This is a genomic window from Phenylobacterium sp. (assembly GCF_036495085.1).
Lineage (GTDB): Bacteria > Pseudomonadota > Alphaproteobacteria > Caulobacterales > Caulobacteraceae > Phenylobacterium.
The window spans coordinates 23,935-31,655 of the sequence record NZ_DASXNL010000018.1 but is presented as its reverse complement, the minus strand read 5'-3'; the positions used below and the strand labels follow the sequence as shown (position 1 = coordinate 31,655).

9 protein-coding genes are annotated in these 7,721 nt (G+C 66.1%); 4 read left to right on the top strand and 5 right to left on the bottom strand.

The annotated features are described in order from the left end of the window. On the top strand, window positions 1-712 hold a 712-nt coding region (locus VGI62_RS03035), incomplete at its 5' end, for a M20/M25/M40 family metallo-hydrolase (RefSeq protein WP_331502917.1). 36 nt (window positions 713-748) lie between these two features. Here the strand turns inward: VGI62_RS03035 and VGI62_RS03030 are convergent. Then, window positions 749-1,207 carry a helix-turn-helix domain-containing protein gene (locus VGI62_RS03030; protein ID WP_331502916.1) on the bottom strand — a complete coding sequence of 153 codons (459 nt, stop codon included), beginning with the start codon at window positions 1,205-1,207 and terminating at the stop codon, window positions 749-751. 185 nt (window positions 1,208-1,392) lie between these two features. On the opposite strand from VGI62_RS03030, the gene VGI62_RS03025 reads away from it, so the two are divergent. After that, window positions 1,393-2,163, top strand: coding sequence for an HpcH/HpaI aldolase family protein (locus tag VGI62_RS03025; RefSeq protein ID WP_331502915.1), 771 nt, complete (start codon window positions 1,393-1,395; stop codon window positions 2,161-2,163). 10 nt (window positions 2,164-2,173) lie between these two features. Here VGI62_RS03025 and VGI62_RS03020 read toward each other — a convergent pair whose 3' ends face one another. From VGI62_RS03020 to VGI62_RS03005, 4 genes are all read right to left on the bottom strand, one after another. Then, window positions 2,174-2,827, bottom strand: a complete 654-nt coding sequence (locus VGI62_RS03020; RefSeq protein ID WP_331502914.1) for a YceI family protein — start codon at window positions 2,825-2,827, stop codon at window positions 2,174-2,176. 65 nt (window positions 2,828-2,892) lie between these two features. Next, the gene (locus tag VGI62_RS03015; RefSeq protein ID WP_331502913.1) at window positions 2,893-3,261 is read right to left on the bottom strand and encodes a hypothetical protein; all 369 of its coding nucleotides are present in this window, start codon (window positions 3,259-3,261) and stop codon (window positions 2,893-2,895) included. Continuing rightward, window positions 3,258-5,048, bottom strand: coding sequence for a M3 family oligoendopeptidase (locus VGI62_RS03010; RefSeq protein ID WP_331502912.1), 1,791 nt, complete (start codon window positions 5,046-5,048; stop codon window positions 3,258-3,260). The genes VGI62_RS03015 and VGI62_RS03010 overlap by 4 nt, the downstream gene beginning before the upstream one ends. A 16-nt stretch (window positions 5,049-5,064) precedes the next feature. Further along, on the bottom strand, window positions 5,065-5,493 hold the full coding sequence (locus VGI62_RS03005; protein WP_331502911.1) for an Lrp/AsnC family transcriptional regulator: 429 nt from the start codon (window positions 5,491-5,493) through the stop codon (window positions 5,065-5,067). 119 nt (window positions 5,494-5,612) lie between these two features. On the opposite strand from VGI62_RS03005, the gene VGI62_RS03000 reads away from it, so the two are divergent. Continuing rightward, a complete protein-coding gene (locus VGI62_RS03000) occupies window positions 5,613-6,491 on the top strand; it encodes a dimethylarginine dimethylaminohydrolase family protein (RefSeq protein WP_331502910.1) in 879 nt (292 codons plus the stop codon). Window positions 6,492-6,499: 8 nt separating this feature from the next. After that, window positions 6,500-7,720, top strand: coding sequence for an ornithine--oxo-acid transaminase (gene rocD / locus VGI62_RS02995; protein WP_331502909.1), 1,221 nt, complete (start codon window positions 6,500-6,502; stop codon window positions 7,718-7,720). Window position 7,721 lies beyond the last annotated feature (1 nt).

Sequence of the window (7,721 nt, the reverse complement as noted above, 5' to 3'; positions counted from 1 at the left end):
CGGCGGCCACTCCTCCGTGCCGATCAGGGACAACGCCATCTATCAGCTGGCCCAGGGCCTTCTGAAGGTGCGCGACTACGACTTCCCGCTGCAGCTCAACGACGTCACCCGCGCCTTCTTCGCCAAGGCCGGCGCCGGACGCACCGACGCCATGGGCCAGGCGATGGTCGCCATCGCCAAAGACCCGAACGACAAGGCCGCCGAGGCTGAGCTCAACAAGGACCGGGCGTTCCATTCGATGCTGCGCACCACCTGCGTCGCCACCCTGCTGGACGGCGGCCATGCGGAGAACGCCCTGCCCCAGCGGGCCGGCGCCAACATCAATTGCCGGATGTTCCCGGGCTCCACCATGGAGGCGACCAAAGCCGCGCTGGAGGCCGCTATCGGCGACCCCGGCGTGAAATTGACCGCCCTGCCGCCAATTCGCGGAAAATCGATGCCGTCACCGCTCGATCCGAAGATCATGGGCCCAGCGGAGAAAGTCGCCGCCAAGTACTTCCCGGGCGTGCCGGTGATCCCCACGATGTCCACCGGTGCGAGTGACGCGCTCTACCTCGCTCCCGTCGGCATTCCTACCTATGGCGTTCCCGGGTTCTGGTCGGGCCCCGAAGGCAGCGGGGCGCACGGCCTCAACGAGCACATTGCGGTCAAATCGGTTTACACCGGCCGCGACTACCTGACGGATCTGGTGAAGGCCTACGCCGGCGATTGATCCGGGAACTGGGCTCGGGCGGCGGAAGCTCGGCGCTCAGGCGAAGCTCGGATGCTCCGGCCTGATGCTCGAGGCGTCGCGCGCCTCGAGCTTCTGCTTCGGCAACTCGTCATAGAACGAGGGCCCGAGGCGGAAGCCGCGGCCGCGCTCGGTTTCCACGGCGTGCACCCCAAGCTTCTTTCGAACCTTGTGCACGATCACATCGACGACCTGGAGCTGGCGCTCCTTGACATGGTCGTGGCCGGGAAGGAAGTCGAGCAGCGTGTCGCGCGGCACGGCATGCGGGTATCTCGCGAAGAGCACCCCCACCAGGGCGCGTTCCTGCCGGGTAAGGCCGGTCATCCAGCGGTCGTGGCAGGGCGCGGTGTCCACGCCGGCCGCGGCAAGCGCACTTTTCAGGACATCGATGATCTCGTCCTGCTGACGGATCACCTCGCGCTGCGAGCGCATGATCTCGGACGGCCGAGCGGCCTTGCTGTTGGGATTTCGTTCCATGACGTAGACGCCCCCGGCCGCTCGAAATTCGCATCTCGCGGTGCGGCGCGTTTCATAGGGAAAATGCGGCAGGTTTCTGGCCTTATGGTAACGCTGGGGCCCCTGCGGCGAAATGGCGCGGAGCGCGGCATCCTGCCACCGTGCGCGCGCCGCACTAGGCTCGACCACAGACCCGAAAGAACGCCATGCGCAGCAACCGCCTACGTGAACTCTGGACCCAGGGCCGTCCGGTCATCAACGGCTGGTGCTCGATGCCGGGCGCCTTTTCCGCAGAGCTGATGGCGTCGATGGGCTGGGACGCGGTCACCATCGACACCCAGCACGGCGTGATCGGCTATTCCGAGATGCTGGCCATGCTGCAGGCCATCTCAACGACGCCGGCGACGCCCTTGGTGCGGGTCTCCTGGAACCAGCCTGGCGAGATCATGCGGGCGCTCGACGCCGGCGCTTATGGCGTCATTTGTCCGATGATCAACGATGCGGCCGAGTGCGCCGCCTTCGTGCAGGCCTGCCGCTATCCGCCGGAAGGGTACCGCAGCTCGGGGCCGACTCGAGCTGCGGTCTATGGCGGCGGCGACTACCACGCCAAAGCCAACGGCGAGATCATGGCCTTCGCGATGATCGAGACAGCCGGCGGCCTTGAAAACGTCGAAACCATCGTCGCAACGCCGGGACTCCACGGCGTCTATATCGGACCTTCGGACCTGTCGCTGGCCCTTGGCGGGCCGCCGGGCCAGGACTCCGATGCGCCTGCCCTGATGGCTGCGTTCGACAAGATCCTGGCGGCCTGTAAGGCCGCGGGCGTCAGGGTCGGGGTGCACACCGCCAGCCTCGGCTATTCGCAAAAGATGATCGCGCGCGGCTTCGACCTGGTCACCGTTGGCGCCGACATTGGCTACCTGATGAGCGGACGGCGCGAGGCGGCCGAAATGCGGAGCTGGCTGGAAGCCCGCTGAGGCCCAAACCTTACTTCGCCGCCGGGGGGCCTTTCGAGGAGAACTCTGTCTCGATCGCCACCTCGACATCGTCGCTCACGCCCATATTCGAGCCGGGCGCGGGGATGCCGGACTTCATGCCGAAGTCCGATCGCTTGAGTGTCCCGTGCGCCGAAAACCCGATCCGCGCCCCGCCCGGATCGAACTGCATCGGCGGATAGCCGCCATTGTAGGTGACATCGAGCGTCACCGGCTTGGTCACGCCGCGCAAGGTGAGGTCGCCCGTCACCTTCGCCGCGTTGGCGCCGGTCGGCACAACCTTGGTGGACTTGAAGGTCATCGTGGGGAAGTCGGCCGCATCGAACCAGGTCTTGCCCATCAGTTCGTCGTGGAAGCCGGGCGGCGGGGTGTTGAGCACCAGCGACTTCGGATCAATGGTCGCCTCGACAGCCATCGCCGCGGGCGCCGCCGGATCGAACTTCAGCCTGCCTTCGACGGTCGAGAAGTGTGCAGTGTAGTGTGAGAAGCCCAGATGACTGACCCGGAAGCTTACCCGGGTATGGGCCTTGTCGAGCACGTACACTCCGGCCGGCGGCTCTCGCGGCGGGGCAGGCGCCGATATCGCCTGCGTTGCAGCGCAGAACCCCACCGCCAGGACGGCGAGCGGTGTCGTAAGGATCTTCATATCGTCTCTCCGTTGGCGTGCGAAGGACGATCGGAAACGCACCGACCCGACACCTGGATGCCGATTTAAGCCGCTGGCCCTGGTGGGCAGAGGCTAGGGGGCGCGGGCGCCAAGACAGATGGGGTCGCGTCGATCAATCGGACGGCCTGCATGTGTCCCGCTCGCTCCGCGGCGAGTGGACAGACCTGGAAGTCGCCATAGATCGCCGTCGCCCAGTCCTTGTCGGCGTCGGCGCCGGTCCAGATTTGGCGCACCGCGAGAGGCAGGTCTTTGAAGGACGCTTCCTGTTGCGCCACGCCCAGGACCCGCTTGGTCCCGACCACCCAGATCCGCACCGACGGCGCGCCGTTCCATAACTCCATCCGGCCGTGGACGGTCCGGCAGGGCTCCGCCGTTGCCGCCAACGCCAGGGCGGCGAGCGCGCCTAGCGTCACACGAGCGCCTCGAACTCGTCGACCAGCCGCTCCATCTGTTTCATTCCCGCGGCCCAGAACGCCTTCCCGCGCGGGTTCAATCCGAACGGCGCCAACGCCTCGACGTAGGTTCGCGTGCCGCCGGCGGCCAGCAGGTCTTCGTAAAGGGGCGCAAACGCCTTCGGGTCCTCGCGCCGTTTTTCCATCAGGCCACGCACCAACAGATCCCCGAAAGCGTAGGCGTAGACGTAGAAGGGCGCGTGGACGAAGTGGCTGACGTATGCCCAGTAATGCTCGTAGCCCTTGTTCAGCGTTACGGCGGGTCCGAGGCTGGCACCCATCTCCTCCAGCCAGATCGCACCGATCTGCTCAGCGGAAACTTCGCCCAGCAGCCGTGCTGCGTGGAAGCGTGTTTCGAAGCGGTGGAAGGCGATCTGGCGGACCACTGTGTTGATCCCGTCCTCGATCTTGCCGGCCAGCAGCCCTCGGCGCTCGGTCTTGGACGCGTTGGCCAACAGCCGCTCGAACACCAAGCCTTCACCGAAGATCGAGGCGGTTTCTGCGAGCGTCAGCGGCGTGTCGGCGAGCAGCGTCCCTAGCGGAGCGCACAGCGTCTGGTGGACGGCGTGCCCGAGCTCGTGGGCAAGCGTCAGCACGTCGCGCCGCTCACCCATGTAGTTCAGGAAGACGTAAGGGTGCCGCTCGGCTGTGACCGGGTGCGAATAGGCGCCCGACTGCTTGCCGGGCCGCGGCTTCGCGTCGATCCAGGGGTGGGTGAAGAAGGTTAGGGCGGTGTCGGCGAATTTGGGGGCGAGGCCAGAGAAACTCTCCAGCACCATGGCCTTGGCGTCGTCCCAGCCGTAGGTTCGCGGCGCGGAGGTATCGAGCGGGGCGTTCCTGTCCCATTGGTCCAGCACGTCGCGGCCCATGGCCTTGGCCTTCAGCCGGTAATAACGGTGGCTGACCGGCTCATAGGCCTCGACGACCGCGGCTTCGAGTGCGGCGACCGCGTCGGCGTGGACCTCGTTGGCGATGTGACGCGAGGCGGCCGGGTCGGGATATTTCCGCCACCGGTCCTCGATCTGCTTTTCGAAGGCGAGGGTGTTGAGGCAGAGCGCCAGCGCTGGCGTGTGTTGCTGCAGCGCTTTGGCCAGTCCCTGTGCGGCCTGCTTGCGGCGAAGGCCATCCGGGTCGGACATCCGGTTGAGCACCTCGGACAGCGTAAGGGTCTCGCGGCCGACCTTGGCGGTGAGCGACGCTAGCGTCTCTTCCGACAGTCGGCTCCAGTTGGCGACAGCGGGTCCGCGGTCGATCAGCATTCGTTCCAGGTCGGGTGACAGCTCGTGGGGGCGTGAGAGCCGCACGCGGCGAATCCACGGCCGCCAGCGAGCTGCCGGTTTGTGGGCGCGAAACGCCGCCTCGATCTCGTTGTCGTCGAGCTCGTTGATCTCCAGGGTGAAGAACAGGCTCTCCGCGGCGATTTGCGACGAGCGCGCCCGAAAATCCGCCTCGAACTTGGCCCAGGTGGGGTTGTCTCGTGCAGTTGATGACGCCAGGCCCGCATAGGCCCCGACGCCCCACAGGCCATTGGTCGCCGCCTCATAGAGCTTGATGCCGTTGTCCAGCAATTCGCCAAGAAGGCGTGCGTCGCTGCGGCTGGCTACGAACCGGCCCTTCAGTGCGACCAGCGCATCGTTGGCTGACTTGGCCTTGGCGAGATCGGCCTCGATCTTCGGGTCGTCGCGACCGGTGTAGAGGTCATCGAGTCGCCACTGCGGCAGCCTGTCGGTTTTGAAGGGCGCGTTCATGCGCCACGTTTAGCCCTCACATCTTCTGCGTGGCCAGCAGGATCGAGGTCTCGGTGGCGGCGATGCCGTCGATCAGGCGGATCTGGTCGAGGGTGCGGCTGAACTCGGCGAGGGTCTCGGTGTCGAGCTCGGCGACGAGGTCCCAGCGGCCATTGGTGGTGTGAATCGCCGCAACCTCCGGAAAGCCGCGCAGCGCCTTGACCACCCCACCGGAGCCCTCACCTTCGATGGCGATGGTCATGATGGCCCGTACGCGGCTCGCCTCCATTTCCGGACGGGTCAGCACGGTGAACCCCTGGATCGCGCCCTTTGGCCCAAGCATCTTGGCGATGCGGTTCTGCACGGTGCCACGGGAGACGCCGAGCTTGGCGGCCAACGAGGCCACCGGCTGGCGCGAATCAGCTCTCAGCAACCCGAGCAACCGGCGATCCAGGTCATCCATCATTTCGTTATTCCGACCCACCATATCGCCAGATAATTTCGCTAATTGTAGCATCCTGCAATCTGTTCGCTAGCGGTCCCTCGAGCCATCCTGATCAGCGATGTCGTTGGCCTGAGGTTCGCATGCGGCGCTTCCTGATGACCGATCCAAGCTGCTTCGACGTCAGCTATCGGATCAATCCGTGGATGCGGCCCACGGCTTGGCGGCCCGAAGTCCTGCCTGTAGCAAAGGCGGCGTCAGCCAGCCTGAAGAACGCCCTGAAAGCTGAGGGCGCGATCGTCGAGATGATCGGGCCGGTACGCGGCCTGCCTGATCTCGTATTCACGGCCAACGCTGCGATAGTGCTGGACGGCCGCGCACTGCTGGCGCGATTCCGATTCCCGGAGCGGCAGGGTGAGGAAGCCGTCTTCCGTTCCGTCTTCGCAAGGCTGAAGTCTCGCGGCCTTGTGCAAGAGATCGTCGACCTGCCGGAGGGCGTATTCCAGGAAGGCGCCGGCGACAGCATATGGGACGCCGAGCGACGCCTTTTCTGGGCGGGCTACGGACCACGTTCCAGCAGGTCCTCGATCGGGGCCATCGCGCGAACCTTCGGCGAGGACGTGGTGGGACTCGAATTGGCGTCCGATCGCTTTTACCACCTCGACACCTGCTTCTGCCCGCTGACCGGCGGAACGCTGCTCTACTATCCGGCCGCTTTCACCCCGAAGTCCCAGGCGACGATCCGCGCGCGCGTGCCCCAGACTCAGCGGATCGAGGCCACCGACGAGGAGGCCGCCGCCTTCTGCGTCAACGCCGTCGACCTCGACGCCCGGATCATCATGTCGCGCGCTCCAGCGTCGCTTCGCGAGAAGCTTTGCGCCCGAGGCTACAGCCTCACGGAGATCGACTTAAGTCCCTTCATACTTTCCGGAGGCGCGGCCTACTGCATGACGTTGCGCCTCGACCGGACCCGCGAGCGCCGCCCCGGCGTCGTGAAAGCCTCGATACTCGCCGCAGAATGAGCGCCCCCATGAACGACATCGCCCTGCAACGCAGCCTGACTGCCGACCTGATCGCGCTGGAGACCCTCTATGGCGCGAAAAACTACAAGCCGCTGGACGTGGTGCTGACCCGGGGAGAAGGCGTCTACGTCTGGGACGTAGAGGGCCGCCGCTACCTCGACTGCCTGTCGGCCTACTCGGCGGTGAACCAGGGCCACTGCCACCCGAAGATCCTGGCGGCCATGGTCGAGCAGGCCGGGCGCCTGACGCTGACCTCGCGCGCCTTCCGCAATGACCAGCTCGCTCCGTTCTATGAGGAGCTCTGTGCGCTGACCGGCTCGCACAAGGCCCTGCCGATGAACTCCGGCGCAGAGGCTGTCGAAAGCGCCATCAAGGTCGCCCGCAAATGGGGCTATGAGGTCAAGGGCGTGCCCCAGGGCCGGGCTGAGATCATCGTCGCAGCCAACAACTTCCACGGCCGTACTGTGGCCATCGTGGGCTTTTCCACCGACCCACAGTCGCGTGGCGGCTTCGGTCCGTTTGCGCCCGGTTTCAGGGTCGTACCTTATGGCGACGCCGAAGCGTTGGAGGCCGCCATCGGTCCCAACACGGTGGCCTTCCTCGTCGAGCCGATCCAGGGGGAGGCCGGCGTGATCATCCCTCCCGCCGGCTATCTGAAGCGCGCTCGGGACCTCTGCACGCGCAATGACGTCATCCTGATCCTGGACGAGATCCAGACCGGCCTTGGCCGCACCGGCAAGCTGCTCGCCGAAGAGCACGAGGGGATCGAAGCTGACCTGACCCTCATCGGCAAGGCGCTCTCGGGCGGCTTCTACCCTGTCTCTGCGGTGCTCTCGAACTCAGAGGTGATGGACGTCCTGCACCCCGGCGAGCACGGCTCGACCTTCGGCGGTAACCCGCTCGCCTGCGCCGTGGCCCGCGCCGCGCTCAGAGTGCTGGTCGAGGAGGGCATGACCGAAAACGCCGCCCGGGTGGGCCGGCGCCTGAAAACATCGCTCGAGTCCATCCGCGCCGACAGCGTCAAGGAAGTCCGCGGCCGAGGCCTGCTGATCGCCGTCGAACTCCACGCCGAGGCTGGCGGAGCCCGGCGCGTCTGCGAAGCCCTGAAGGCCCGGGGACTCCTCGCCAAGGAGACCCACGACCATACCGTCCGCATCGCCCCGCCGCTGATACTCAACGACGGCGAGGCCGACTGGATCGCCGAACAGTTCGACGCGGTGCTGACCTAGA

Bases quoted from the DNA above. Each gene is read 5' to 3' on its own strand.
- VGI62_RS03030 (WP_331502916.1), bottom strand. From the start codon at position 1,207: ATGGAACGAAATCCCAACAGCAAGGCCGCTCGGCCGTCCGAGATCATG.
- VGI62_RS03025 (WP_331502915.1), top strand. From the start codon at position 1,393: ATGCGCAGCAACCGCCTACGTGAACTCTGGACCCAGGGCCGTCCGGTC.
- VGI62_RS03020 (WP_331502914.1), bottom strand. From the start codon at position 2,827: ATGAAGATCCTTACGACACCGCTCGCCGTCCTGGCGGTGGGGTTCTGC.
- VGI62_RS03010 (WP_331502912.1), bottom strand. From the start codon at position 5,048: ATGAACGCGCCCTTCAAAACCGACAGGCTGCCGCAGTGGCGACTCGAT.
- VGI62_RS03005 (WP_331502911.1), bottom strand. From the start codon at position 5,493: ATGATGGATGACCTGGATCGCCGGTTGCTCGGGTTGCTGAGAGCTGAT.
- VGI62_RS03000 (WP_331502910.1), top strand. From the start codon at position 5,613: ATGCGGCGCTTCCTGATGACCGATCCAAGCTGCTTCGACGTCAGCTAT.
- rocD (WP_331502909.1), top strand. From the start codon at position 6,500: ATGAACGACATCGCCCTGCAACGCAGCCTGACTGCCGACCTGATCGCG.